Here is a 24195-nt window from a genome sequence, read left to right as displayed (position 1 = left end):
CTAGATGTCTTTCTCAATATTGTCGATCTTCACCGAACCGTGGACAACTTCCAGCAGTTCGCGCAGGTCGTACGTGGAGCGGTTATACGTATTGCCGAGGACAATAATCACTGCGTCGTCTTCCGGGCATACCCATAGCATGGTGTTGTAACCTTTCCACCATCCGCCGTGGTAAATAAACCGGGGCGTATGGTCCTCCTTGATGTGCATACGGAAGCCATAACCATAATTGCGGATACCGTCGCGCTCGAAGCTGCGGGGCTTGAATGCCTCATCGAGCATTTTCTTTTCGAGGATCAGCCCCTTGGTGAGCCCATTGTAGAACCGGTAAATGTCCAGCGTGGTCGAGTAAAGGCCCTTGTCGCCCACCACATCATCGTAGTAATCCTTATCCAGCCTGCGCCCGTACTGGTGGCCGTCGGTGCGGTTTTTTGTAGCGGCAATGGTTGTGTCGGTTACGAGGTAGGTATTTTGCATGCCCAGCGGGGTGAAAATCTGGCTGTTCAGGTATTTCCCGAACGAATCACCAGTCACCTTCTCGACGATCGCGGCAAGGACGCAGTAATTGGTATTGCAATAGTTGAACGAGCGGCCCGGGCGATTATACGGCGTCGGGGTAGGGACCACTTTGGCATACCAATCCATGATATCGAGGTTATCCGGATATTTCCGGCCGTGCCGGACGCTGTCGTCGAACGAATAGATGTAATTGGGTAACCCGCTGCGGTGGCTGAGCAGCATATCGACCTTCACGCCGTGGTAAGGGAAGTCGGGGAAGAAGCGCTGCACCGAATCGTCGAGCGCCACACGGCCTTCCTGGATCAGCTTCAACACCGCAACCGCCGTAAATGGCTTGGACAGCGACGCCAGCTGAAAACGCGAGTCGGCTGTAAGTGTGTCTTTCGCCTTCATGTGCGCGAAGCCGAAGGAGTTTTGGTAAAGTATTTTGCCTTTTTGGACAATGAGCACATTGCCGTTGAAGCCGGCGTTCCGCTTGCGCCTGAAAATGTCCTGGATCTTCGCGATTTTCTCCTCCGTTTCGGCGTCAGGATTCGATACCGGTACGGGATCGAGGTTTTTGACAGACTTGCCAGACACGGCCACGTCCGGGGAATCGGCTTTGTTCTTTCTGACTAATCCCCAGGAGATCAACAAAATAACCAGGACGGCAATCGCCATCCACCACACTTTCGGCTGCACTTTTTTCAACATAGGCTTTTGGCCTTTAATAATCGGAACGTTGCCATGCTAACGACGGGTCGGAAGCATTTTCTATACTTTACTCTTACAAATTAAGTGCAGAATGCCTTACGGAACCAACACTTTCAAATGTTCTTTTCGACCATTCTTTTGATATGTAACAAAATAAATGCCAGGAACGAGCGCACGTATAGGGATAAGACGAATGTATCCGTGGGCATCATCTTCGCGCCGGAACGGGACAGGTATTCCCCATGATGTGTGCAGGGAGAGTGCTGCGTCGCGGCTGTCGGGAGCGATCAGGCGAATGGTTTGCGGAGTGGCGGGGTTGGGGGAGATCCGGATTTTAGCCAGTATCTCCGGGTTTAAAACGGCGATCGGTTTGCAAACGGTGAAGCGCCCGTCCTGGTCTATGAGTTTTAACCGGTAATAGCTGATTCCTGCCGGGGGATCGTTGTCGGAGAATGCATAGGAAGTCCGTCCGGCGGTTTCTCCGGAAGCAGCTATTGTTCCAATCGCGATGAAATTTTTCATATCGCCGCTTCGCTCGATCACAAATTTGCTGCTATGTTTTTCCCACGCGGTTTCCCATTTCAATGCCGTTTGCCCGCTTTCCGAACGGCCCTTAAAATAAGTAATATCAACCGGCAGTATAATGGCCAGCACATCTCCGTTCACCGAGATCTCGTCAAACCATAACGTCCCGTAAATGTCGATCGAATTGTAGGCATAAATGCGCACAGTGAAAGTGTTGCCCGACAGGTTATTGTAGCTCACCGGGATGTTGTAGGTATTGAATGTCCCGTTGTTGCTGATCACGAATGCATTCAGATCGGCGGCGAAGCCGTCCATACTCGTCCGCACTTTGATACTGTTGGGGCCGTTGTTGGAACGGCGAAGGCGGAAACCAATGGAAGTAATGTTGTATTTAAACGAATTGGCCGTAAAAGTGAACTCCATGTACCGCGAGGCTGAAAACGCGACCGGCCATGGCCTGATAATGTAACCGACCACAACAGCACCGCCGCCTCCGCTATAAACCGTGGGTAATGTAAATGTGTTGGCGCCGCCGGCCAGAAGGGCGTCCGAAGGGGTGAAATTGGCGTGGTCCGAAATACCTGCCTGCGTGTAATCCATCGTCCATTTGACGTGGAACGCCTCCTGCGCTTTTGCATTGAAAACAAAAAGCAGTATCGCAGCCAGGGCCACAATACTGCTCTTCAAAAATGGCATGTTCCTTTTCATGTGCGTGTTGTTTAAAGTAAAACTTACACCGACTGCTTTACTTTTTACGTAAAGCCATGAAAAAGGTAACAGCTTGTAGAATAATTAAAATTCTGCGCTCTTAGGGTAACGTGGGAATGGGATCACATCGCGGATGTTACCCATGCCGGTGACGAACTGTACAAGGCGCTCGAAGCCCAATCCGAAACCTGAATGCGGTGCAGTACCGAATTTGCGGGTTTCGAGGTACCACCACAGGTTTTCAGGGTCGATACCGATCTCTTTTACGCGGCCGAGCAGTTTCTCGTAGCTTTCTTCGCGCTGGCTACCGCCGATGATCTCGCCGATGCCCGGGAACAATACGTCCATCGCACGCACGGTTTTACCATCCTCATCGAGTTTCATGTAGAATGATTTGATCTCGCGCGGATAGTTGGTCAGGATCACCGGTTTTTTGAAATGCTTCTCCACCAGGTAACGCTCGTGCTCGCTCGACAAATCGATGCCCCAGCCCACCGGGAACTGGAATTTGCCCTCCTTATGCGGTTTCGATTTCAACAGAATGTCGATCGCCTCGGTATAGGTCAGTCGCTCGAACGGATTGTCCACCACAAATGCCAGTTTTTCCAGCAATGGCAGTGAGCGCTCGTTCTGTGGCTTGCTCTTTTCTTCTTCCGTCAGGCGGTTTTGGAGGAAATTCAGATCATCCTTGCAGTTGATCAATGCGTAAGTGATCACTTTTTTGACAAAATCTTCCGCGAGGTCCATATTGTCTTCCAACTCGAAAAACGCCATTTCCGGCTCGATCATCCAGAACTCCGCGAGGTGGCGGGTTGTATTGGAGTTTTCCGCACGGAATGTCGGCCCGAAAGTATAGATTTTCGAAAGTGCCATCGCGCCCAGCTCGCCTTCCAGCTGGCCGGAAACGGTCAGGTTAGCCTCACGACCGAAAAAGTCTTCTTTGAAATTGATAGCTCCTTCGTCCGTGCGCGGCAGGTTGTTCAGGTCGAGCGTGGTCACACGGAACATTTCGCCCGCACCCTCCGCATCCGAAGCTGTGATTACCGGTGTATGCAGGTAGAAAAAGCCTTTGTCATTGAAATACTGGTGCACCGCGAACGCCAATGCGTGGCGGATGCGAAGGATCGCGCTGAACGTGTTCGTACGCGGGCGCAGGTGTGCGATCTCGCGCAGGAATTCCAGCGAATGCTTTTTAGGTTGCAATGGATATTCCTCAGGATCAGCCGTTCCGTACACCTCGATGTCGGAAATCTTCACCTCCACCGTCTGGCCCGCACCCTGCGATGCGATCAGCTGGCCGGTTACTTTAAGGCACGACCCGGTGGTTACTGTCAGGAGCAGTTCGGCAGAAAACTGACCGGGTTCAGCCACTGCCTGGATATTATTGATGGTCGACCCGTCATTCAACGCGATGAAAATCGCGTTTTTGCTTTCTCTTTTTGTTCTTACCCAGCCCTTTACGACAACCGATTGGTTTTCAGGCGCAGTCTGTAAAATGTCTTTGATTTGCAACGGTCCCATTTTGTTCAATTCAATCTTTAAAATGTCAGCCGGGAAATGCCCGGTTTTTTACGAATGAGGCGCAAAATTACAAATTCGACCTCGAAAACCTATTGTAGCGCTGTAACTTACTTTTCTGTGGAACCCAATGATTGTACAGTCTGGTTTTCAACGTAATTTTACCCGCATCATCCTGATTAAAGACCCAATTGCCTTGAATAACCGACTTGCCATGATATTATCGGTGGCTTTCCACCCGCTGATACTCACTACATACTTGTTTGCATTGCTCTTTTTCCTCGCACCCGACCTCGTGGGCGTGAGCGCATTCGAGTTGCCCGCACTGGGGAGCCTGCTGCTGCTGCTTTGGCTCAACACCTTCATTGCGCCGGCAATCATGATGTTTTATTTTAAAAAGATGGGTATGATCACGTCGCTCTACGTGGAAGATGCCGCCGAGCGCCGCATTCCCTACATTGCCTGCGTGATCATTTATGGGTTAGCCACTTACCTGTTCGGCTGGCAACTGCAACCAATCGGTGAGATTGCACCTCAAATTTCCGTCATTCTCGCGAGTGTGACGCTTTCGCTCGTCGTTGTGGCCATGGTGAGCTATTTCTGGAAAATCAGTGCTCATGCAACGGGTATCGGCGGCACCATCGGTATGCTGGCGGGGCTCATGATCCGTTTCGAGGAAAACACGTTGCTGCTGCCGCTGCTGCTTACGATACTCGTCGGCGGCTGGCTCATGAGCGCTCGCCTGCAACTGAACGCCCACACGCCCTCGCAGATCGCGGCCGGCGTATTTTGCGGACTGCTCGTCAGTAGCGCCACCGTGTATTTCTACTTTTGATAGAAAACACTTCATGGCATGTATCAAAACCTCATTTTCGACAACCGTGACGGTGTCGCCCGCATTACGCTCAATCGCCCGGATGTTTTCCACGCGCTGAGTCCGGCGCTTATCGCCGAAATCACCAGCGCCATCCAGACCGCCGCCGATGACGACGCCGTCCGCGTAGTGCTCCTCACCGCCACCGGCGAAAAAGCATTCTGCTCCGGCGCCGACCTGAAAGAGGCCGCTGCATCCGGCAAAGGCGCGGGGGAGATACTGAAAGAGTATTACGAGCCGATGATCAACGTCATCCGCGACATTCCCAAACCTGTGATATGCCGCATGAACGGCCTGGCCGTAGGCGCCGGGTGCTCACTCGCGCTGGCCTGTGACGTAATCATCGCTGCCGAAGACACATACCTGAGCCTGCTGTTTGTGCAAATAGGCCTCATGCCCGACGCCGGAGCGACCTTTTTTCTGCCGAGGCTGATCGGCCTTGCACGGAGCTTCGACCTGGCCTCTACTGGTCGTCGGATTTCCGCTGTGGAAGCCGGGCAAATGGGTTTGATCACCCAGGTTGTCGCCCGCGAGGCGCTCGATGAAGAAACCGAAAAGCGCATAGTTTACTACCGGCACGCCCCAACCCAGGCTATCGGCGCCATGAAACATGCATTTAACCAGTCGATGCACTCGAACCTTCCCCAAATGCTGGAAAACGAGCGTGAAGGTCAGGAAATGCTGTTTGGTACGCGGGATGTGCAAGAAGGGATATCCGCTTTTTTACAAAAAAGAAAGCCTGATTTTCAGGGCAGATAGCGTTTTTCAGGAAAAAATTTCTTAAATTTATCTTCAAGAATTTGCTACTGCAAAAATCATCCCCTACATTTGCAGTCCGATTCGGAAACGGTTTCGTAGCTCAATTGGATAGAGCATCTGACTACGGATCAGAAGGTTTGGGGTTCGAATCCCTACGAGACCACAGAAAAAGCACCTCTCGCAAGATTGGTGCTTTTTTTATTTGTGCCGCAGGTGAATCACGGAAGAAGCGTTTTGAGTCTTCAAAATTAGGTTGTAATCTGATTTTGGAGACTTATTGCTAGCTTTGAGTTAGTCGTGGCTCCGGATTTATGCCGTAAGACTGAACTATGACAGCACTGCTCGTCCAGATGCCGTATTCGCCGAAATCAACTTTCAATTTAAAGCCGGCTTGCGTGCTTCGGGGAATTCGAAAATTTCCAGGATAGTGCCCGCCCGTAGTTCGACTTTTTCAAAATCGGCGCAGGTTATTTCTTGCATGTTTTGGTATTGGTTTTTTGAAACCACAACAAGCTGGTCGGCTTTCCTGTTCCGATCAGTCTCCGGTAAACTGCGCGATTCGCTCAATGCAAAGGCGTTCCGTCAAATATTTTAAAAGTTTCACCCGCTCGCCTAGATATTCGAGTTCGTGTTTCTCAACGTGATAGTGCATTTCATACCGTGCGTCGATGTAGGCTTTTTTGAGTAAGTCGAATAATCGCGCTTCCTCAGAAGTAGTTTTTGGGAAAATGGTTGCAAATGCTGAGTGCAGTTTTGCAACTTGATTGCCAAGTTCTTCAATATCATGAAGTTTTGGCTTGTAGTCTGTAAACACGAGCAGTATTGCTGAATAATATCTTTCAGTCGCTTGGTGCAGCTGAAATGCCGCAATTGTGAGGTCGTTCTCCTGAAAATTGAAGTGAAAAGTTTTCAGGAAACCATTTGCGTTCTCAAACCATTTATCAAATTGTGCTTTGGCTTTATTTGCTCTCGCTTCCGGCTGCAATTGTTTTGGCGCTGCCAGTCTTAAATTCCCGGAATCGAAAAGGATAATTCCTTCTTTTAGAATATCAATAAAGAAGTAAGAGTTCCGTTCGATTTTGTCATTGATAAATCCAATGCTATGTTGGATAATAGTAGTCCTTGTAACGTCTTCGTTGCCAGATAGTTCTTTATCCAACTCCCGCCATTTCTTATCGCGTTTAGCAGAAAGTCGATCTTCGGTAATCACCAAAATATCAAAATCACTCACATATTCATACTTATCCTGATAGTCCTCTACCCACTCACCGCGGGCATAGCTACCGAAAAGAATAATCATCTCCGCCGGGACCTTGAATCGAATCGTTTCCGTGACGGTTTTAAGTTCCTCTTGTTTGTTTTCAGGTAGATGGGATAGAGATATTTTCATAAATGTGTGTGATTATTGATATTTGATTAATTCAATCGCCTTATTGTCAAAAATAAGAATTCTGTCGCAGTCAATAGGATCCGAGTTCCCGGTGATTTCGCCGTCCTTGTAAATAAGTGTTATCGGATCATAAAATGAATAGGATATGAATTGGTAATTGTTCCTGTAAAGGCCATCTTTACTAATCGGATAGGAGTTGAATAGTGCTCGGTTGTATTTGGGTTTTAAAGCTTTAATAAGTGCTTTCTCAACATCGAGAAAGATCCGTTCTTGACTTGGTAAATCTTCTCCTTTAAACGCTGCGACCATTTGGTCGATTTGTGGATCTGCTCCGAAACTTTGAAATTGTACATTGTCAGCAAATTGAAACGCTAGTAGGGTGATCTCATTGGCAGGTAATTGTTTTTCGGTGACAGGTGTTTCCAGGGAAAGAATGTCTTGAAGTGTTGAATGTCCGGTAATTCTTTTGACGATATTTTGTTTGGTTGCTTTTCCCACATAATGTACTCGATATCGTGTAAAGAGCTCCAAGTTTCCCGCAAATGAGCAATTCAGGTGTTCATTCCACCAATTCCAAAGAAATTTCTCGGGCGAAAACCATGCGACAAATTGTTCTCTTAAATCAGATCTGTTTGTCAAAGAAAATCCTCGTAGCTCGTTGAATGGCATAAAGTAAGTCTGCTTGCCCGGATCCAAAAAATGAGGAGCAAGGCCAATATTTTGCGAATTCGCTAAATGGATGGCAGACTGTGTGAACGGCAGCTTGCAATGGAGGGTTTCGGGATTGTTCTTTTGACTAATATCAAACAACAATCCATCGCGGTCAAATCTCACATTGTCGAACGTCATCACCGGTCGCTGCGCCAAAATATACAAACTCGCCCGATCAAGCGCTTCTTCAAATTGCGGATCGTCTTTCATGACGGCAAACTCGTACGCCGTCAACGGCGCATAAGCGAGTTCAAGCTGATTGATCAGACGCTTCACCGCACCACCTCACTCACCAAAATCACCGGCATCACATCGGTATAATTCGCGAAATCCGCGCGGACGGTGTCGCGGTGCGGGGCGATGGCTTTTTGGTATTCGCTTAAACTTTTTACATAAAATGTACCGATCGCCATGTAGGGCAGGGGCTGGTTTGGAATGCCGCTGGCGACGCCTTTTTCTATCGTGTATTTCACCAGGTTTGTGCCCAAGAAAGCGGCCACCATCGGCATGTGTTTGGTTTCGTAGTAGGCCATGTCGAATTTTTTGCCCTCGGCGAACGGGTACATAATGCAAATTTTGATCAATCCCTTGTCATCGTCGGCACTGGGCTTATTGTCGGCAAATGACGCAATCGAAGCAGCAAAAAGCATAAGGGAGAAAAGAAGTTTTATTTTCATGACTGGTTGAATTAAAGTGATCGAATAGTCGAATAGTCTTGAAATATAGGTAATAAATTACATTCTGCTGCATAGTAAGCCAGCTGGGCGGCGGAGATATTTAGCACAGCCGAATATGGGTAAACGTCAAGAGCACAAAGCTTTTATCCCCGGTATATCGCCCGTTACATAGCCCGAATGAAACCATGAACAGAAGAAATGCCATTACGCACGTAGCTGCATTGTTCGGAGGCGCATTTTCCGCGCCGACTTTGCTAGCCATGCAGCGATGGGAAGCCTTCGCAAGGCCGGAAAGACTGGCGGAGTTTGCATTGACCGAAAACCAGCAGCGCATCGTCGCAGAGGCGGCGGAGCTGATCATCCCCCGCACTACAACGCCCGGCGCGAAAGACGTAGGCGTTCCGGCATTTATCGTGATGATGTTGCAGGATTGTTATAAATCGCCGGAGCACAAGAGTTTCACAGAAGGATTGGGAAATTTGGAAAAAAAACAGTTCCTGAGCCTGAGCGCGGAGCAAAAAATGGCGGTATTGAAGCAGGTCGAAATGGATTCCGTTGAAGAAATGAAGGCGTATCAGGTCCAGCAGACCAAAATGGGCGACAATGAAGACAGGGAACAAATGGCGGCCCAGGCAAAAGGGTTGCCTTTCTGGCGCCTGATGAAAGAGCTTACCATGCTGGGGTACTTCACTTCGGAGCAAGGAATTAAGTCGTCTTTTGAATATGTGCCTATTCCGGGTAAGCTGGAAATGATCAAGATGAAACCCAACCAGCGATCTTTCGCCTACTAATCGCCCATCTCACCATGAACTTAAATTTAAAATCGGATAAGGCACATACGTTCGACGCGATCGTGGTCGGTTCGGGAATGACGGGCGGGATGGCGGCCAAGGAGTTGACGGAAAGAGGATTGCAGGTGCTCATGATCGAGCGCGGACGGGAAGTGAAGCACATCGAAGACTACGACACGGCCATGAAAGGCCCGTGGGAGTTCGAGCACCGGGGAAAGGTTACTATCCATTCTGCGGAAGAATACTGGGCAAATAACCGTTTCGGGACCCTGGCCAATGAAGAAACTGGTCCGTTTTTTACCGATGATAAAAAGAATCCGTATATAGAGAAACGTCCTTTCGACTGGATCAGGGCATATCACACTGGCGGGAAATCCATGCATTGGGGCCGGCAGTCGTACAGGATGAACAAAAAGGATTTTGAAGCGAATGCCAAAGAGGGTATTGCGATCGACTGGCCGATCCGGTATGAAGATCTCGAACCGTGGTATACGCATGTCGAGAAATTTGTGGGCATTAGCGGCCAGGCGGAAGGCTGGGAGGTATTGCCGGACGGCCATTATCTGCCGGCCATGCCTATGAGCGCTCCCGAGCGGTATTTCAGGGAGACGATGATGAAAAAACTGAACCGCCCCGTTACGATCGGGCGCGTCGCCAACCTTACGAAACCGCAGCCCTGGCATACGGACCTCGGGCGGGCATCGTGCCAGTACCGCAGCAAATGCGCCAGGGGATGCCCGTACGGCGGCTATTACAGCTCGTTGTCGGGCTCGATACCGGCCGCGAGGAAGACCAACAGGCTCACGGTTCTGCATGATACCATCGCCAGTGAGATCATTTACGACGAAAAAACGCAGAAAGCCAAAGGTGTGCGGGTGATTAACCAGCATACGATGGCCGTGGAGGAGTTTTTTGCAAAAATCGTATTCCTCAATGCGGGATCGATGAACTCGGCCGCATTGCTGCTCAACTCGACGTCCAGCCGTTTTCCAACCGGATTGGGTAATGACAGCGATCAGGTGGGGAGGAATATCATGGACCATCACCTGGGTGTGGGTGCGAATGCGACGGTTGAAGGGTTTGAAAACGACTATATTTTCGGGCAGAGACCCAATGCATTGTACATCCCGCGTTTCAGGAACTGGGGATCCGATAAAAAGGACTTCCTGCGCGGATATGGGTACCAGGGAGGTGCGAGTAAGTCGGATTGGAAGCGGGGTATCGCGATGAACGGCTTCGGCGCCGGTTTCAAAGAGGATATGTCGCGCCCCGGCACGTGGATAATGGGATTTGGCGGTTTTGGAGAAATCCTGCCCGATCCGTCGAACCGGATGTTCCTGGACAAAGACAAGAAAGACAAATGGGGCATTCCGATGATCGTTTTCGACGCTGCTTTCGGCGAAAATGAGCTGGCGATGCGCAAAGATATGATGGCCTCGGCGGTGGAAATGCTGGAGGTGGCAGGTTTCAAAAACGTTGCGGGGTTCAACCGCCAGGACACGCACCCGGGCCTGGGCATCCACGACATGGGCACGGCGCGCATGGGTAAAGACCCGAAAACTTCTGTTCTGAATAAATTCAATCAGGTACACGCCTGCAAAAATGTGTTCGTGACCGACGGAGCGGCTATGGTGTCCTCCTCCTGCGTGAACCCGTCCATTACCTACATGGCTATGACGGCAAGGGCGGCTGACCACGCTGTGAAGGAATTGAAGCGGCAGAATCTGTAAGGGGATCTGTTTCGTTCGCCGCAGCCCGGGGGATTTTTGTTTAAAAAGGATATTTCTCGCAACTGATCTTTTTCAACTCCACCAAATGCAGCAGCTCGCTCGAATAAATGCGGGCGATGTTGCCTTTGGGTATGAACGAGTCGATCAGGGTCGGGTCGTCGGAGAGAATGTATTCATAGCAGAATTTTTTCTGCGCGTTTTTCAGCGGCGCCAGCTCTTTCATGTACCGGATGTAGTCCATCTGGCCGGGGCGCTGCACGTCGTTATCGGTAGCGCTCCAGAAGTGGTAGTAACCCACGTTTCTGCGGAACATTACACCTACGTTGCGATCAGCCGGGATATGCGAACGGATTTCCTTAAAGCTGAGGTAATTGTCGGGGTTGCTCAGGAAATAGGCCCTGTCGCGGTTCATGGACAGGATATTGGAAGTACGGTCCTGGTCGTAATAGCCCGCTTTTTCCAGCAATGCGAATACTTTGGTCCTTTCCGCGTAGTCGGGCCATCTCTTCAATGGATGGCAGTTGTCTTTGCCTGGAAATTCGTAGTAATCGCTCAGGTATCTTTCGTAAACTTTTCCTACTTCGGCGCTGCTTTCGCAAATCGCGATGGGAATATGTCCCAGGGCTTTTCGCGTCACAAAATTAATGGAAACAAGCTCTTTGCTGGGGTTGCCGTACACGAATGGCAGGGAGGAAATCAGCAGCGGAATGATCAGGTAAATAGCTTTCCAGCGTAATCTCAGCGAGTACACGCAGGCGATCATAATCGCGCCCATCGCGAACAGGGGCATTTGCGTACGCGTGCTCCAAAGCTGGAATTTCATTAATGTACAAAACAGCAGGAACCCGAGGGCCGAGCAGGTCCAGAACCATTTAATATCCCGGTTCAAAGGCAGAAATAGCAGGAGAACGCCCGCGCCGACGATCAGCCAGAAATGGATCGTATTCGGGATCATATCCTCATGCACGGAGTATTTGACCGAAAACGGATCGATGCTGAGATCGGGATCGTCGATGTTGACACCAATGGTTTCGTGAAACGCCCTGATCTGTTTGTCCACTGCCTGGTTGAAGCTGGTAATGGGCAAGCCGATATTCAATCCCGCGTTTTTGACCACATTGGACAGGGTGTAAACAACGGAGTGCTTTTTGGCAGGCAGCTCCTCGGAAGCGAACGGCGTGTTCTGCAAAGGGCTCATCACATGCCCGAAAAGCGAGTAGTTGCGGTAAAAGAAGGGAGAATAGGTAATGGCCATGAGGGCAAGCGCTACGCCCAGTACTTTCATGGCGTACGCGAAGCGGTATTGCAGCAGAATGCGGACACCGAAATAGATTGCAAACGGTATCGCAAAGATCAGGATCGTATATTTTGAAAACCCGCCGAATGCCAGCGATTGCATCATCGCCACCAGTGCCAATGCCGATTTCTTTTCCAGCAATTCAAATCCGAAATACACGAAAGCGATGAAGAAAAAGCATCCGCAGAGGTCGACCTGGGTGCTGGTACTTTCAAAGATGCCGATGGGTAGGGTAACGAAGCAGATCGCCGCCAGTAGTTGGCCGTCTTTCGCCAGGCCGAATTTTTTTGCGATCAGGCTGATCCCGCAGATCGAACCGATGAATGCACCGAACTGGATCAGGCCGGAGAATTGATCGGAACCGGATAGCAGCACGGTATCCAGCACAATATATTCTGCAAATACATTGAGGTACAGCTGCTGCAAATGCATGGTAGGGAAGTGGTCCAGGTTACCATTATAGATCCAGATCAGTATCCGGTTCAAATGGTACATATGGGAATCAAAGTTGTTCGGGGCGGCATATATCGCCAGGAACAGCAAAGGCAGCATGTAGAGCAGCGCTACCGAGGTGATTATTATTTTGTGGCTCGTTCCAAAGCCCGTGAGGCGGAATGCGCCTTTCAATACGTCCAGTTTTTTCAGATCGATTTTTCCGGACTGATGAAGGAAGTAAACCAGCCCCGACGCTCCCAATGCTTCTGCCATCCAGATTACCAGCGCCGATGTGGTATTAACGGCGTTGAAGAAAGAGGCTGTTTCGTTGTAAATGAATACAATGCCCGCGTTGGCGATCAGCGAGAGAATGAATGACCGGCGCAGGTTGGTATAAGCGCCCGTTTCGGTGGAACGCAGGAAAAAGATTGCAAAAATACAGGCAAACGAAATCAGGAGTAAACAAATACCCATAGGAGAAGTGTAAACGAACTGGAAAATTTCAGATCCGGGCTCTGGCGCAGCCGGTGCACCCCCGAAACGTGATTTAGTGATGCAAAGGTACGCGATTATTCGAGCCCGGAACAGGATTTGTTAGTGTACGCGCATGACACACGTATTTTTTGTCCATATTCAGGAAACCACATTGCGCGGGTTTCCCGATTGAAAACCTTCCAGATTGTCGGCCACCATTTGAAGTAACCGTTGTCGCGCCTCGAATGTCGCCCAGGCCACGTGTGGGGTAATCACGCAGTTGGGTGCCGATAGCAGTGGGTTATCGGCCTTCGGCGGTTCCACCGAAAGGACGTCCAGCCCGGCAGCTGCGATGACGCCATTTTTGAGCGCCTCAGAAAGATCTTGTTCATGAATGAGCGGGCCGCGACCGGTGTTGAGAACAATCGCGCCTGACTTCATTTTTGCAAGGCTTTCCCCGTTGATAATCTCTTTTGTCTCGTCGGTAAGCGGGCAATGGAGGCTGATAACGTCGCTCTGCCGGAATATTTCATCCAGCGGCACCATTTCCACGCCTTCGGTAGGTACGGGATGTTTCCGGTATGCGATTACCTTCATGCCGAAAGCCGCCGCAATTTTCGCGACCTGCGAGCCGATATCGCCGAGGCCGATCAATCCCATGGTTTTGCCGGCCAGCTCATGCAGGGGTGTTTTCCAGTAACAGAAATCGGCGGAGGCTGCCCAGTCGCCGGCAAATACACTCTGGCTATGCGTTTCCACGCGGTTCACGATAGCGAGCAGCAATGCGAATGTCTGCTGCGCCACCGATGCGGGGCCATAGGCTTTCACATTGGTGACGGTAATACCTTGTCTTCTGGCCGCCTCGATGTCGATGTTATTAAAACCCGTTGCCATCACGCCGATGTACCTGGCATTGGGCAGCTGCGCAAGTGTGTCGCCGGAAAGTACCACCTTATTAACAAGCAATATTTCGGCATCCTTGGCCCGTGCCACAATCTCCTCCTTCGCTGAGCGGTCATAAATAGTCACATTACCCAGCTTTTCAATAGGCGCCCAATCCTGGTCGCCGGGGTTCAAAGTATATCCGTCGAGAATTACGATGTTCATGAATTTGTATTTAAATGTTTTTCCAAGATGATACGTGCCCAGGTCCGCCGAGTACTACGAACGCCTTGTTCTACGGCTCAAACTTTGAAATTACATGAATTCTATTTTGAAATTACATAGACCCTATTTTGAAATTGCATAAAAAAGCCCTTCCGAAATAGCTCGGAAGGGCTTTGAAAATTATCGGTATAACGCTAATTCTTGGGATCTGTACTAACTTTTGCTCCGCCGACGCCTTGCATTTGCATCGGGTTAGGTGCTTTTTTCTGTTGCTGCTGCTTGAAGATCTGGAACCGGGTCGGTTGTGCGATGCGCGGGAACGAGTTGTTCTCGGTGTCGATGTCGGCGATCTGCTGGTAGGGGTCGAGCGTCCATTGAACGACCTTCTTTTTGGTTGAAATCACCTTGTTGATCTGCACATCGTTGAAACGCCAGATTTCCGCAGGGAATACCGCCACAGAATCGGTGCCGTCTTCGAAGCCCATTTTTACAATCACCGGCATCGGTACGCCGCCTTTGTTTTTGATAGACAATGTGTAAAAATTGGTATTCTCCTGGATCAGCTGACGCTCGCTTTCAGTCAATGTAGAGAGGTATTGCTCGTACTTCTGCTTGTCGGCGTCGGTCACCTTGAACGGATCGTAGCGGTTGTAGAAATCGGCCATGGTCGAATCCTGGGCCACTACGGTTTCACCTTTCGTTTTGGCATCCTGGATTTTGCTCATGGTCAATTTCTTGCGTGCATCTTCCTTGCGGGCGATTTCCTTCTCGATAGCCGGGTTCTGTGTGTCGATGCTGAACCAATCGACAGTTACCAGGTCCTGGTCAACAGGCTCGGTGCCATAGAACCAGCCCTTCCAGAACCAGTCGAGGTCCACACCCGAGGCATCTTCCATTGTACGGAAGAAATCGGCCGGGGTAGGGCTTTTGAAACGCCAGCGGGTGGCATATTCTTTAAATGCATGGTCGAACAGCTCGCGGCCCATGACGGTTTCGCGGAGGATGTTCAGCGCCGTTGCCGGTTTGCCGTAAGCATTAGGTCCAAGACCGATTACGTTCTCTGCCGAAGCCATGATCGGGCTCAGCACCGATTTGTCGGACGACATATACTCCGTGATCTGGTTAGGCTCGCCGCGACGTGTAGGGAAGTTGTAATCCCATTCCTTTTCGGCCAGGTATTGGCAGAAGGTGTTCAAACCCTCGTCCATCCATGCCCACTGGCGCTCGTCGGAGTTGACGATCATCGGGAAGAAGTTGTGGCCCACCTCGTGGATAATCACGCCGATCATGCCATATTTCACAGCTTCGGTGTAAGTACCATCTTCTTCCGGACGTCCGCCGTTGAAGCTGATCATCGGATATTCCATTCCGCCGCCTGCTACCGAGTGGCAGGAAATAGCCACAGGATAAGGATATTCAAATGTGCGTGCACCGTAGGATTTCAAAGTATGGGCTACTGCGCGGGTCGAGTATTGCTCCCATAGCGGGTTACCTTCTTTGGGGTACACCGACATACACCAGATCTTGCGGCCGCTTTTGTACACATCGCTCTGCATAGCATCCCAGATGAATTTCCGGCTGCTCGCGAAGGCGAAGTCGCGTACATTATCGGCTTTGTAGATCCAGGTTTTCTTGCCCGGGTTCTTGTTTTCGCGCTTCTCGGCCTTTTCCGCTTCCGCCTGCGTCACGATCATGACCGGCGTCTTGGAAGTTTCGGCTTGTTTAAGGCGTTGTTTCTGCGTTGCGGTAAGTACCTGTGCGTAGTTCTGGCATTCTCCGCTGGCTGCTACCACGTGGTCGGCAGGGACAGTGATGGCCACTTTATAATTACCAAAAATCAATGCGAACTCGCCCTGGCCAAGGAATTGCTTATGGTTCCAGCCATTCACATCGTCGTAAGGCGCCAGGCGCGGGAACCAGTGCGCGATGAAGTAATTCGCGTTACCATCCTTTGGAAAAAACTCGTAACCGCTGCGGCCATAGTATTCGGTGATATTGTAATTCCAATCCACACTGAACACGAATGGGGTACCGGGTTTCATCACGATGGGCAGGTCGATGCGCATCATCGTTCCGTTGATGGTGAACGGCAGTGCTTTACCTGCCTTATCCTTTACCGCGGTGATATTGTAGCCATATTCCACCTTGGGGTCCAGCGAAGAGCCGCGGCCGGTGTTCAGCGCCGCCAGTTGAGCGGTGCTCATTCCTTTTTCATTGACGGTGCCCGTACGCGAGAGTGCGGCGATGCCATCTTTTTTGAAAAGGTTCTGGTCGAGCTGCATCCAGATGTATTTCAGGTCATCCGGAGACTGGTTGTAGAATGTAATAGTTTCCGTACCCGTAATGCGGCGGTTGTCGTCGTCGAGTTCGGCTTTAATGTCGTAGTCGGCCCGTTGTTGCCAGTATTCCCTGCCGGGAGCACCGGAAGCCGTCCGGTAGGTGTTGGGCGTAGGCAATGTGGTGCCGAGTTGTTCAAAACGGTCGTTGGCCTGGTAGTTGGGGGAGGTGGGGAGCTGCTGTGCCTTGGCGCATAGCGACACGAGCAGCATTAGTAACGGGAGCAGCGTTTTTTTCATAAATCGTTGGTCATAGATAGTTTGGTTGTTATGAGTCGACAGGCATGCCTGCGAGTGTGCGGAAAAGTTCGTTGTTCAGGATCAGCGACAGCGCCATTCCGAAAATAATGCCGGATAATATCTGTATCCAGCTCAATTTCTGAACCCTCAGGAGTTCGATCATCGCAAATGCGATGACTAATATAATAAAGACGATAATGAGTTGCCCCAATTCGAGCCCGACATTAAAGCCGAGCAAAGGAGTAAAAATGTCCGCTTCCTTGCCCAGCAGTGCCCTCAGGTAGTTCGAAAAACCCAATCCATGAATCAAACCGAAGCCCAATGCGAGCGGATACCTGAAAGCCGGAGCCTTCTCTTTCGGGGCATAGGCGTTCTTGGGTGTTTTGTAAAAAAAATTGAGAAAAGCGGTAATGAGTATGGTAACCGGGATGAGCAGCTCGATCACGTCGGGATTGACATTGACATAACCCATGGTGGATAATGCCAATGTAATGGAGTGGCCCGCTGTAAATGCGGTTACCAGTACGATGACTTTCTTCCAGTCTACCAACGTGTAAACCGAGCATATGGCCATGATGAAAAGAATGTGATCATAGCCGTTGGAATCAGTAATATGGTTGAATCCTAATTGAAGGTAAGCCTGAAACTCGGACATTAAACTAGGGTTAGGAATATGTGACGCCAGACAATTTAATTGTCAAGACAAAAATAGATAAACCCGAAGATATTTCTTTCAGGAGTGGAAACCAACAATGTGGTTAAAATGCTACAAGAGGCAGCCCGGCTATCTATTCTACAATTCCCTGGCCTTTTTCGGCGCCGAAGTCGTCCAGATCGTGTACGAACCCGTTGATGACGGCATATTTCACTTTTCCTCCTTTTTTCAGGATGAACGTGGCGGTGGCGCCCAGGCCGGGTGTGCCGGTGGGTACCGCTTGCCCGCTTCTGAGAATATGCAATGGCGCGGTGGTAAAGTACAAGCCCAGCGCGCGGGTGTTCGCGTCGGGCGCGAGGCGTACGTAGGTGTAACCCTCTTTGAGCAGGTTCAGTGCATTCAGCTTGCTGATCTCACTGACATTCTTGAATGCGGTCGGATAAAGTTTCCCCTTTTCGATGGTAAGCCCCGTAGCGTCTACCTCCTGGCTGCCGTATTGCGGGTGAAGGTCGCCGAAGTCTTCGATCTTGCTGTAATAGAAGAACTTGCTGGCGTTGGCGTAATTGACTTCGCTCCGGTTAATGCCAAGGTCGGCGGTAAATGATTTGCCCGATTGGCGCACGGTTGCATTGCGTACCACGAGGTCGTATACCCAGCGGCCGTTTTCAGGGATATTGTAATATTCCTCGCGGTTCTCTTTGGTGAGTGAATTGTCCGAAATCTTGTCCAATGCCGACAAAATGGCCATGAAATTGAGCTGACGGATATATTGTTTTTCGGGATCGCCTACATAGCCGCCCGATTCGATCAATACCAAGGTGGTACCCCATTTTTGCACATTATCCCCGAACCCGCGCGGCTCGTGGTCGTCGGAGTAGCGCGCTACCTGGCCTGGAATGTACTTTTGCAGGACCTTGTTCATGCCCACAATGAGCTGCATCGAGCGCTCGCGCACATCGTTGATCGACAGCTCGTAATCATATGAAGTTGCCAGGAAAGAGATCGTTGCTACTTTCGGGCTGCGCCCGGCCGAGTAACGTGGGCTCTGGTCGTGGAGGTTGAAGCCGTAATCGGGTTTCAGGCGGTCCACAAGGCCTTTCAGGATTTGTGCTTCGGGTGTCTGGCGGGCGGCGGCGTCACGGTTCATGTCGATGCCCTGCATGGTCCGGCGCTGGTAACGTTCTGCCCCGTCCGGGTTTAGCATGGGGACGAAGTAAAGGGTGGTATTATCGAGGAGTTTCTTGCGGAGGTCGTCGAAACCATCGTTTTGGCCTTCGAGGAAGTTGAAAATATCGAAGCTCGCCATGGTGGCCGTCGGCTCGTCGCCGTGCATTTGCGTCCACAGGAGTACTTTCTTCTTGCCGTTCCCGACTTTGATCATCTGAATGGTCCTTCCCTCAAAGGATTCTCCCACTTTCTCGATCTGGTATAGGGCATTACCCTGCCGTTTTGAGATCAGCGGAAGGATGTCTTTTTGCTTGAAACGGCGCTGGGTAAGGGAGGCTTCGCGATAGGTCTCGTGGACTTTGAAAAGACGGTCGGCAAGTTCTTTGGATTGTGCCTGGGAATCAACGGTAATCAAGGTAATGAGCAGGAAAAATAGTGGCAGAATGATTGGTTTTGTCATGGTTCAGGGCCATTTGTTAACCGCAAGGTACGAAGTTTTCTCTAAGCAAATTTTAATGTAATATTTACGCCGTTTGTTAGCCGCTTATTGTAATTTTTGCTTACATTTGTGGCATGTTAACAGCTGAAACATATCATTTGCATCATAGCCTTTCGGCTTTCGGACGTCTAGGGTGATGTGTTTTTGCAAGTAGTGTTGTAATAAGGTTGAATACATAGTATCCCAGAAGCCCGATTGTTAAGATCGGGCTTTTTTGTTGTCGATTTCAAGCACAAATTGGTATGAAAACCGTCATTATCAAATACAATGCAGGCAACGTGCAGTCGGTCATGTACGCGCTCGACCGCATTGGCGCAAGCTACCTCTACACCGACGATGAAGCCGAGATCCGCTCCGCCGACAAGGTGATTTTTCCGGGCGTGGGCGAGGCCAGCACCACCATGAGCTACCTTCGCAATGTGGGGCTCGACAAGGTGATCCCCTCCCTCAAACAGCCCGTGTTCGGGACCTGCGTGGGAATGCAGCTTATGTGCCGCTTTTCGGAAGAAAACAATACCGAATGCATGGGCATTTTTGATGTGGATGTGAAGCGCTTTCCGGCTGCTTCCGGGCTGAAAGTGCCGCATATGGGCTGGAACAATATCTCCGGCTACCAATCTCCGCTTACCGCGGGCCTGCCCGATAATGCGTACGTCTATTTCGTACACAGCTATGCGGCACCGATCTGCGATTATACCGTTGCGAGCTGCGATTACGCATTGCCATTCAGTGCGATGCTGCATAAGGACAATTTCTATGCCGCCCAGTTTCACTGCGAGATCAGCGGCAATGCCGGCCAGCAAATCCTCGAAAATTTTCTCAAACTCTGATAAAACAGCCTGCCCTAATCCATGATCCAGATTATCCCCGCTATCGACCTGATTGAAGGCAAATGCGTCCGTCTCACCCAGGGCGATTATGGTCAGAAGAAGATTTATAATGAAAACCCGCTGGAAGTAGCGCTGCAATTCGAAGATGCAGGCTTGAAAAGGCTGCATTTGGTAGACCTCGACGGTGCGAAAGCCAAAAAGGTCGTCAATTGGAAGGTGCTGGAAAAAATTGCTTCCAAAACTTTGCTGCATGTGGATTTCGGAGGAGGGGTACAGTCGGACGATGATTTGAAAATCGCATTCGAAAGCGGTGCAAAGCAGGTTACCGGCGGCAGCATTGCCGTGAAACAGCCTGATTTGTTCGAGCATTGGCTTAAAACTTACGGTGGCGACAGGATCATTCTCGGTGCCGACGCCAAAAATGAGAAGATCGCGGTCAGCGGGTGGGAAGAGGGTACGAGCATTTGGGTGTATGATTTTGTGGAAGAATATGTGGCAAAGGGCGTGAAATACACGATCAGTACCGACGTAGCCAAAGACGGCCTGCTGCAAGGTCCTTCTTTTGATTTATATAAAAACCTCCAAGACAAATGCCCGGACCTGAATATCATCGCCAGCGGAGGTATTGCCGGCATCGAGGATGTGGAGAAACTGGCGGAAATGAACATCTACGGCGTGATCATCGGTAAAGCGATTTACGAAAACCGGATCAGCCTGTCCGATTTACAGCGTTTTTCAGTTTAAAATATGCTTACGAAACGAATCATTCCCTGTCTGGATGTAAAAGACGGCCGGACGGTCAAAGGAGTCAATTTTGTGAACCTGCGTGATGCCGGCGACGCCGTGGAGCTGGGTGCGATGTATGCCGCACAGGGCGCCGATGAGTTGGTTTACCTCGATATTACGGCCACTGTGGATGGCCGTTCGACATTTATCGACCTCGTCCGCAGAGTAGCGCAGACTATTAATATACCTTTTACAGTCGGCGGAGGTATTTCCTCGATCGCGGACGTATCGGCGCTCCTGCATGCGGGCGCGGACAAGGTTTCGATCAACTCGGCGGCGGTGCGCAATCCCGACCTGATCAACGAATTGTCGCTAGAATTCGGCAGCCAATGCATTGTGGTCGCGATTGACACGCGTTACATCGAAACCGAAAACGGCTTTGAGCACATCGTACACACGCATGGGGGCAGGAAGGCGACGGAAATCCGCTCGATACCCTGGGCGAAAGAAGTGGAAGAACGGGGCGCGGGCGAAATCCTGCTTACCTCGATGGACACCGACGGCACGAAGAATGGTTTTGCATTGGAACTGACGGCGACGATCTCGGGCAATGCGAATATTCCTGTGATCGCTTCCGGCGGCGCGGGCAGTATGGAGCATTTTTACGATGTATTTACCGAGGGTAAAGCCGACGCCGGACTGGCCGCAAGCATTTTCCACTTCCGTGAGATCGATATCCCGGATTTGAAAGATTACCTCAAAAACAAAGACCTGCCGATCCGGATGACCCGGTAATGGCGCGGAATTTATCAAATTATACCGCGGACAATGCGGGGTGTTTTAATTGACAATCAAAAATGAGCGAGACGTTTTCATCCATTGACTTTAATAAATCGGCCGACGGCCTGGTGCCGGCTGTTATCCAGGACGTAAAAACCGGTAAAGTGCTGATGCTCGGCTACATGAATGCCGAAGCGCTGGAAGTTACCAGGCAGCAGGGGACTGTTACTTTTTTCAGCCGGAGCAAGCAGCGCCTGTGGACAAAAGGAGAGACGTCGGGCAATTTTCTGTTTGTAAATGACATCGCGGCCGACTGCGACGGCGATACATTGCTCATTAAAGCTACACCGGCAGGACCTGTTTGCCACACCGGTGCGGATACTTGTTTTGGGGAAAAAAATAGCCAGCCGGAAATTGCTGACACACGTACAGGTGAGGCTGCATTCCTGAATTACCTGCAAAAAAGCGTGATCCGCGAAAGAAAGCTCAACCCGTCTGATTTATCCTATACCACCAGCCTTTTCAAGAAAGGGATCAATAAAATCGCGCAGAAAGTAGGGGAAGAGGCAGTCGAAGTTGTCATCGAATCGAAGGACAACGACGACAACCTTTTCAAGAACGAAGTGTCGGATTTGCTGTTCCACCTGCTCGTTTTACTGGAACAAAAAAACATTGACTTAGATGAGGTAATTGACGTACTTCGTAGCCGTCACCAATAAAAACCAGATCTATATGAAGCTACTCCTGCGTCTTATTATCAGTACTTTGGCGGTAACGGTTGCCGCAAATTTGGTGCCCGGGGTTGTTGTGGCCAGCACAGGCACAGCCATTATCGTGGCGATTGTACTGGGTATTCTCAATACATTCCTCAAACCGATCCTGCAAATCCTCGCATTACCCATTACGATCCTGACGCTGGGGTTGTTCTATTTCGTCGTCAACGTTTTTATTATTTACCTGGCTGCGTCGCTCGTCGATGGCTTCCGGGTCGACGGTTTCATTTCCGCATTGCTCTTCGGTTTGGTGATGTCCATTGTTTCTGCAATTCTTGGTATGTTTTTGGATTAATGTGAAAAAAGTCTGTTGTTCAGACCTTAAAACGTTTCACATGATTTGAAATATACCGCTATGCTGAGTCAACTGGAAGAAATCAAGGACACCCTTTTTAAATATTTCGAAACGAGGATCGATCTATTTAAAATCGAGACCCGCGACAGGATTGAGCGGGCCGTGGTGATCGGGATATATGCCGCCATATTGTTATGTATCGGTCTTACGATCCTGATTTTACTGGTCATTCTGCTCGGGACATTCCTGAACGAGTGGCTCCATAGCGATTATCTCGGGTTTGTGATATTGCTCGGCATTTTCATTATCAAGCTGGCGATAACCATCACCTGGCGGGAAACCTGGATCAGGCTGATCCGGAAAATAATCGTTCGTTTTGTCAGCACGAAAGAGGAATAATGCTTTTTGGCTGCTTTATTTGGCAATAAGTTTTCCTGAATTGCTATTTTTGGATTCCTTTTGAAAAATTCTCTGACGCTATTTAAACAGATTTGAAATGAGTTCTTCAATAGATTCTTCGGTAAAAATCACTAAGCCGTTTTCATCCGATACGGACAAAGAGAAAGAAGGTTTGTTGCAGGACGCCGATCTGTACCGCGACAAGCTGGAAACGCAATGGAGCGGACTTAAAAAAGAAGCTACTGAATATGGCAAGCAGGCGCTGATCATCGGCGGGGTGATGGCAACGACGTTTGTGGTCATGAATGCATTGCTGCCGAAAGGAAAAAAGAAAAAGGAAATTTTGGTCGAGCCGGTTGAACCTGTCGAGAAGAAAGTCACCAAAATCAAAACCCAGTCTGCGGTCGGACAAGCCGTTCAAAGTTTAGCCTGGACATTGGCTGTGGGGTGGGCGCGCCAGAAGCTGAAACATTTTATTGAAGACGAACGAAAAACCGAATGAAAGCAGCGAAACATCAAATCGCAGACCTCCTTTCCGAACGTAAGGCCGAAAAAAGGAAATCGTTTGCTGTTCTCCTTGATCCGGATAAAATTAACCTTTCCACATTTCCGAAATTCCTCGAATACGCGGCTGGGCATGGTGTTGACTTCTTTTTTGTAGGTGGTAGTCTCATTACCCACTACGCCATCGACAAACTCATTGCCGCTATTCACGAATATACCAGCATTCCCGCGATACTTTTCCCCGGAAGCAGCCTGCATATCGAGCCTACTGCCGATGCCATTTTACTGCTTTCGCTGATCTCCGGCCGCAATCCCGAATTGCTGATCGGCCAGCACGTTATCGCCGCACCGTTACTGAAAAGAAGCAACCTCGAAGTATTGCCGACGGGTTATATGCTTATCGAAAGCGGCAAGCTCACTACTGTATCGTATATCAGCAACACCACGCCGCTCCCGCGCGACAAGCCGGGCATTGCAGCATGTACCGCGCTTGCGGGTGAATACCTGGGGCTTCAAAACATTTTCCTCGATGCCGGCAGTGGCGCATTGTTCCCCGTTCCGGGCGAAACCATTGCGGCAGTACGCGCGGCGGTTGACACACCGATTATCGTCGGCGGAGGGATCGATTCCTACGAAAAAGCCGACGCGGCATTGCACGCTGGCGCAGATGTGATCGTGGTGGGCAACGGTATCGAAGCCAACCAGGAGTTGTTGCCGGAAGTGGCAGCTTGTGTGAGAGCTTATAACGAAAAGTTGCTGAGCGTTTAGGGGTAATGGCAGAAT

The 24195-nt window shown here is 50.2% G+C and carries 23 protein-coding genes and 1 tRNA gene; 13 read left to right on the top strand and 11 right to left on the bottom strand.

The window, feature by feature from the left end; genetic code table 11:
- The 3 genes from J2Y43_RS06850 to asnS form a co-directional block, all read right to left on the bottom strand.
- Entirely contained in the window at nucleotides 1–1212 is a 1212-nt protein-coding gene (locus tag J2Y43_RS06850) for a serine hydrolase domain-containing protein (RefSeq protein ID WP_309980675.1), read from the bottom strand.
- 96 nt (nucleotides 1213–1308) lie between these two features.
- Entirely contained in the window at nucleotides 1309–2445 is a 1137-nt protein-coding gene (locus J2Y43_RS06845; protein ID WP_309980676.1) for a T9SS type A sorting domain-containing protein, read from the bottom strand.
- A gap of 84 nt (nucleotides 2446–2529) precedes the next feature.
- Entirely contained in the window at nucleotides 2530–3966 is a 1437-nt protein-coding gene (asnS, locus tag J2Y43_RS06840; protein WP_309980677.1) for an asparagine--tRNA ligase, read from the bottom strand.
- Nucleotides 3967–4177: 211 nt separating this feature from the next.
- On the opposite strand from asnS, the gene J2Y43_RS06835 reads away from it, so the two are divergent.
- The 3 genes from J2Y43_RS06835 to J2Y43_RS06825 all read left to right on the top strand — a co-directional run bounded on the left by J2Y43_RS06835 (nucleotide 4178) and on the right by J2Y43_RS06825 (nucleotide 5759).
- Entirely contained in the window at nucleotides 4178–4798 is a 621-nt protein-coding gene (locus J2Y43_RS06835; RefSeq protein WP_309980678.1) for a hypothetical protein, read from the top strand.
- An 18-nt stretch (nucleotides 4799–4816) separates the two neighbouring features.
- Nucleotides 4817–5596, top strand: a complete 780-nt coding sequence (locus J2Y43_RS06830; protein WP_309980679.1) for an enoyl-CoA hydratase-related protein — start codon at nucleotides 4817–4819, stop codon at nucleotides 5594–5596.
- Nucleotides 5597–5685: 89 nt separating this feature from the next.
- Nucleotides 5686–5759 (top strand) — tRNA-Arg (locus tag J2Y43_RS06825).
- A gap of 372 nt (nucleotides 5760–6131) precedes the next feature.
- On the opposite strand, the gene J2Y43_RS06820 is transcribed toward J2Y43_RS06825, so the two are convergent.
- The 3 genes from J2Y43_RS06820 to J2Y43_RS06810 are packed head-to-tail and all read right to left on the bottom strand — an operon-like array spanning nucleotide 6132 to nucleotide 8374.
- The gene (locus tag J2Y43_RS06820) at nucleotides 6132–6986 is read right to left on the bottom strand and encodes a HEPN domain-containing protein (RefSeq protein ID WP_309980680.1); all 855 of its coding nucleotides are present in this window, start codon (nucleotides 6984–6986) and stop codon (nucleotides 6132–6134) included.
- A gap of 12 nt (nucleotides 6987–6998) precedes the next feature.
- Nucleotides 6999–7973 (bottom strand): hypothetical protein, encoded by a 975-nt coding sequence (locus J2Y43_RS06815; RefSeq protein ID WP_309980681.1) that lies wholly within the window; start codon nucleotides 7971–7973, stop codon nucleotides 6999–7001.
- A complete protein-coding gene (locus J2Y43_RS06810) occupies nucleotides 7970–8374 on the bottom strand; it encodes an EthD family reductase (protein ID WP_309980682.1) in 405 nt (134 codons plus the stop codon). The genes J2Y43_RS06815 and J2Y43_RS06810 overlap by 4 nt, the downstream gene beginning before the upstream one ends.
- 185 nt (nucleotides 8375–8559) lie before the next feature.
- Here J2Y43_RS06810 and J2Y43_RS06805 point away from each other — a divergent pair, with 185 nt between their 5' ends.
- The gene (locus J2Y43_RS06805) at nucleotides 8560–9165 is read left to right on the top strand and encodes a gluconate 2-dehydrogenase subunit 3 family protein (RefSeq protein WP_309980683.1); all 606 of its coding nucleotides are present in this window, start codon (nucleotides 8560–8562) and stop codon (nucleotides 9163–9165) included.
- 14 nt (nucleotides 9166–9179) lie between these two features.
- Entirely contained in the window at nucleotides 9180–10895 is a 1716-nt protein-coding gene (locus tag J2Y43_RS06800; protein ID WP_309980684.1) for a GMC family oxidoreductase, read from the top strand.
- A 40-nt stretch (nucleotides 10896–10935) separates the two neighbouring features.
- Here J2Y43_RS06800 and J2Y43_RS06795 read toward each other — a convergent pair whose 3' ends face one another.
- The 5 genes from J2Y43_RS06795 to J2Y43_RS06775 all read right to left on the bottom strand — a co-directional run bounded on the left by J2Y43_RS06795 (nucleotide 10936) and on the right by J2Y43_RS06775 (nucleotide 19066).
- Nucleotides 10936–13101 (bottom strand): glycosyltransferase family 39 protein, encoded by a 2166-nt coding sequence (locus J2Y43_RS06795; protein WP_309980685.1) that lies wholly within the window; start codon nucleotides 13099–13101, stop codon nucleotides 10936–10938.
- Nucleotides 13102–13260: 159 nt separating this feature from the next.
- Nucleotides 13261–14208, bottom strand: a complete 948-nt coding sequence (locus J2Y43_RS06790; protein WP_309980686.1) for a D-2-hydroxyacid dehydrogenase — start codon at nucleotides 14206–14208, stop codon at nucleotides 13261–13263.
- 194 nt (nucleotides 14209–14402) lie between these two features.
- Entirely contained in the window at nucleotides 14403–16784 is a 2382-nt protein-coding gene (locus J2Y43_RS06785) for a M1 family metallopeptidase (protein WP_309980687.1), read from the bottom strand.
- 28 nt (nucleotides 16785–16812) lie between these two features.
- A complete protein-coding gene (locus J2Y43_RS06780; RefSeq protein WP_309980688.1) occupies nucleotides 16813–17439 on the bottom strand; it encodes a HupE/UreJ family protein in 627 nt (208 codons plus the stop codon).
- A 133-nt stretch (nucleotides 17440–17572) separates the two neighbouring features.
- The gene (locus J2Y43_RS06775) at nucleotides 17573–19066 is read right to left on the bottom strand and encodes a M14 family zinc carboxypeptidase (RefSeq protein ID WP_309980689.1); all 1494 of its coding nucleotides are present in this window, start codon (nucleotides 19064–19066) and stop codon (nucleotides 17573–17575) included.
- A 281-nt stretch (nucleotides 19067–19347) separates the two neighbouring features.
- On the opposite strand from J2Y43_RS06775, the gene hisH reads away from it, so the two are divergent.
- The 8 genes from hisH to J2Y43_RS06735 all read left to right on the top strand — a co-directional run bounded on the left by hisH (nucleotide 19348) and on the right by J2Y43_RS06735 (nucleotide 24180).
- The gene (hisH, locus tag J2Y43_RS06770; RefSeq protein WP_309980690.1) at nucleotides 19348–19935 is read left to right on the top strand and encodes an imidazole glycerol phosphate synthase subunit HisH; all 588 of its coding nucleotides are present in this window, start codon (nucleotides 19348–19350) and stop codon (nucleotides 19933–19935) included.
- A 21-nt stretch (nucleotides 19936–19956) separates the two neighbouring features.
- Nucleotides 19957–20679: a 1-(5-phosphoribosyl)-5-[(5-phosphoribosylamino)methylideneamino]imidazole-4-carboxamide isomerase gene (gene hisA, locus J2Y43_RS06765; protein ID WP_309980691.1), complete on the top strand. Its 723-nt coding sequence runs from the start codon at nucleotides 19957–19959 to the stop codon at nucleotides 20677–20679.
- Between the two features lie 3 nt (nucleotides 20680–20682).
- A complete protein-coding gene (hisF, locus tag J2Y43_RS06760) occupies nucleotides 20683–21456 on the top strand; it encodes an imidazole glycerol phosphate synthase subunit HisF (protein ID WP_309980692.1) in 774 nt (257 codons plus the stop codon).
- Nucleotides 21457–21518: 62 nt separating this feature from the next.
- Entirely contained in the window at nucleotides 21519–22160 is a 642-nt protein-coding gene (gene hisIE, locus J2Y43_RS06755) for a bifunctional phosphoribosyl-AMP cyclohydrolase/phosphoribosyl-ATP diphosphatase HisIE (RefSeq protein ID WP_309980693.1), read from the top strand.
- A 13-nt stretch (nucleotides 22161–22173) separates the two neighbouring features.
- On the top strand, nucleotides 22174–22509 hold the full coding sequence (locus tag J2Y43_RS06750) for a phage holin family protein (protein ID WP_309980694.1): 336 nt from the start codon (nucleotides 22174–22176) through the stop codon (nucleotides 22507–22509).
- Between the two features lie 60 nt (nucleotides 22510–22569).
- Complete coding sequence (locus J2Y43_RS06745; protein ID WP_309980695.1) at nucleotides 22570–22908, top strand: phage holin family protein; 339 nt, start codon at nucleotides 22570–22572, stop codon at nucleotides 22906–22908.
- 97 nt (nucleotides 22909–23005) lie between these two features.
- On the top strand, nucleotides 23006–23410 hold the full coding sequence (locus tag J2Y43_RS06740; RefSeq protein WP_291203180.1) for a hypothetical protein: 405 nt from the start codon (nucleotides 23006–23008) through the stop codon (nucleotides 23408–23410).
- Nucleotides 23407–24180 (top strand): geranylgeranylglyceryl/heptaprenylglyceryl phosphate synthase, encoded by a 774-nt coding sequence (locus J2Y43_RS06735; protein WP_309980696.1) that lies wholly within the window; start codon nucleotides 23407–23409, stop codon nucleotides 24178–24180. Before J2Y43_RS06740 ends, J2Y43_RS06735 begins: the two co-directional genes overlap by 4 nt.
- Nucleotides 24181–24195 lie beyond the last annotated feature (15 nt).

The organism is Dyadobacter sp. BE31, assembly GCF_031457695.1.
Lineage (GTDB): Bacteria > Bacteroidota > Bacteroidia > Cytophagales > Spirosomataceae > Dyadobacter.
Note: the sequence above shows the minus strand (reverse complement) of the source record. Positions and strands in the feature narration are given on the sequence as shown.

Excerpts from the sequence above, each read along its gene's own strand:
- J2Y43_RS06795 (WP_309980685.1), bottom strand. The coding sequence starts at position 13,101 with ATGGGTATTTGTTTACTCCTGATTTCGTTTGCCTGTATTTTTGCAATC.
- J2Y43_RS06845 (WP_309980676.1), bottom strand. The coding sequence starts at position 2,445 with ATGAAAAGGAACATGCCATTTTTGAAGAGCAGTATTGTGGCCCTGGCT.
- J2Y43_RS06745 (WP_309980695.1), top strand. The coding sequence starts at position 22,570 with ATGCTGAGTCAACTGGAAGAAATCAAGGACACCCTTTTTAAATATTTC.
- J2Y43_RS06835 (WP_309980678.1), top strand. The coding sequence starts at position 4,178 with ATGATATTATCGGTGGCTTTCCACCCGCTGATACTCACTACATACTTG.
- J2Y43_RS06810 (WP_309980682.1), bottom strand. The coding sequence starts at position 8,374 with ATGAAAATAAAACTTCTTTTCTCCCTTATGCTTTTTGCTGCTTCGATT.
- hisH (WP_309980690.1), top strand. The coding sequence starts at position 19,348 with ATGAAAACCGTCATTATCAAATACAATGCAGGCAACGTGCAGTCGGTC.
- J2Y43_RS06830 (WP_309980679.1), top strand. The coding sequence starts at position 4,817 with ATGTATCAAAACCTCATTTTCGACAACCGTGACGGTGTCGCCCGCATT.
- J2Y43_RS06850 (WP_309980675.1), bottom strand. The coding sequence starts at position 1,212 with ATGTTGAAAAAAGTGCAGCCGAAAGTGTGGTGGATGGCGATTGCCGTC.
- J2Y43_RS06805 (WP_309980683.1), top strand. The coding sequence starts at position 8,560 with ATGAACAGAAGAAATGCCATTACGCACGTAGCTGCATTGTTCGGAGGC.
- hisA (WP_309980691.1), top strand. The coding sequence starts at position 19,957 with ATGATCCAGATTATCCCCGCTATCGACCTGATTGAAGGCAAATGCGTC.
- J2Y43_RS06750 (WP_309980694.1), top strand. The coding sequence starts at position 22,174 with ATGAAGCTACTCCTGCGTCTTATTATCAGTACTTTGGCGGTAACGGTT.
- J2Y43_RS06820 (WP_309980680.1), bottom strand. The coding sequence starts at position 6,986 with ATGAAAATATCTCTATCCCATCTACCTGAAAACAAACAAGAGGAACTT.
- J2Y43_RS06780 (WP_309980688.1), bottom strand. The coding sequence starts at position 17,439 with ATGTCCGAGTTTCAGGCTTACCTTCAATTAGGATTCAACCATATTACT.
- J2Y43_RS06735 (WP_309980696.1), top strand. The coding sequence starts at position 23,407 with ATGAAAGCAGCGAAACATCAAATCGCAGACCTCCTTTCCGAACGTAAG.
- J2Y43_RS06790 (WP_309980686.1), bottom strand. The coding sequence starts at position 14,208 with ATGAACATCGTAATTCTCGACGGATATACTTTGAACCCCGGCGACCAG.
- hisF (WP_309980692.1), top strand. The coding sequence starts at position 20,683 with ATGCTTACGAAACGAATCATTCCCTGTCTGGATGTAAAAGACGGCCGG.
- hisIE (WP_309980693.1), top strand. The coding sequence starts at position 21,519 with ATGAGCGAGACGTTTTCATCCATTGACTTTAATAAATCGGCCGACGGC.
- J2Y43_RS06740 (WP_291203180.1), top strand. The coding sequence starts at position 23,006 with ATGAGTTCTTCAATAGATTCTTCGGTAAAAATCACTAAGCCGTTTTCA.
- J2Y43_RS06775 (WP_309980689.1), bottom strand. The coding sequence starts at position 19,066 with ATGACAAAACCAATCATTCTGCCACTATTTTTCCTGCTCATTACCTTG.
- asnS (WP_309980677.1), bottom strand. The coding sequence starts at position 3,966 with ATGGGACCGTTGCAAATCAAAGACATTTTACAGACTGCGCCTGAAAAC.
- J2Y43_RS06800 (WP_309980684.1), top strand. The coding sequence starts at position 9,180 with ATGAACTTAAATTTAAAATCGGATAAGGCACATACGTTCGACGCGATC.
- J2Y43_RS06785 (WP_309980687.1), bottom strand. The coding sequence starts at position 16,784 with ATGAAAAAAACGCTGCTCCCGTTACTAATGCTGCTCGTGTCGCTATGC.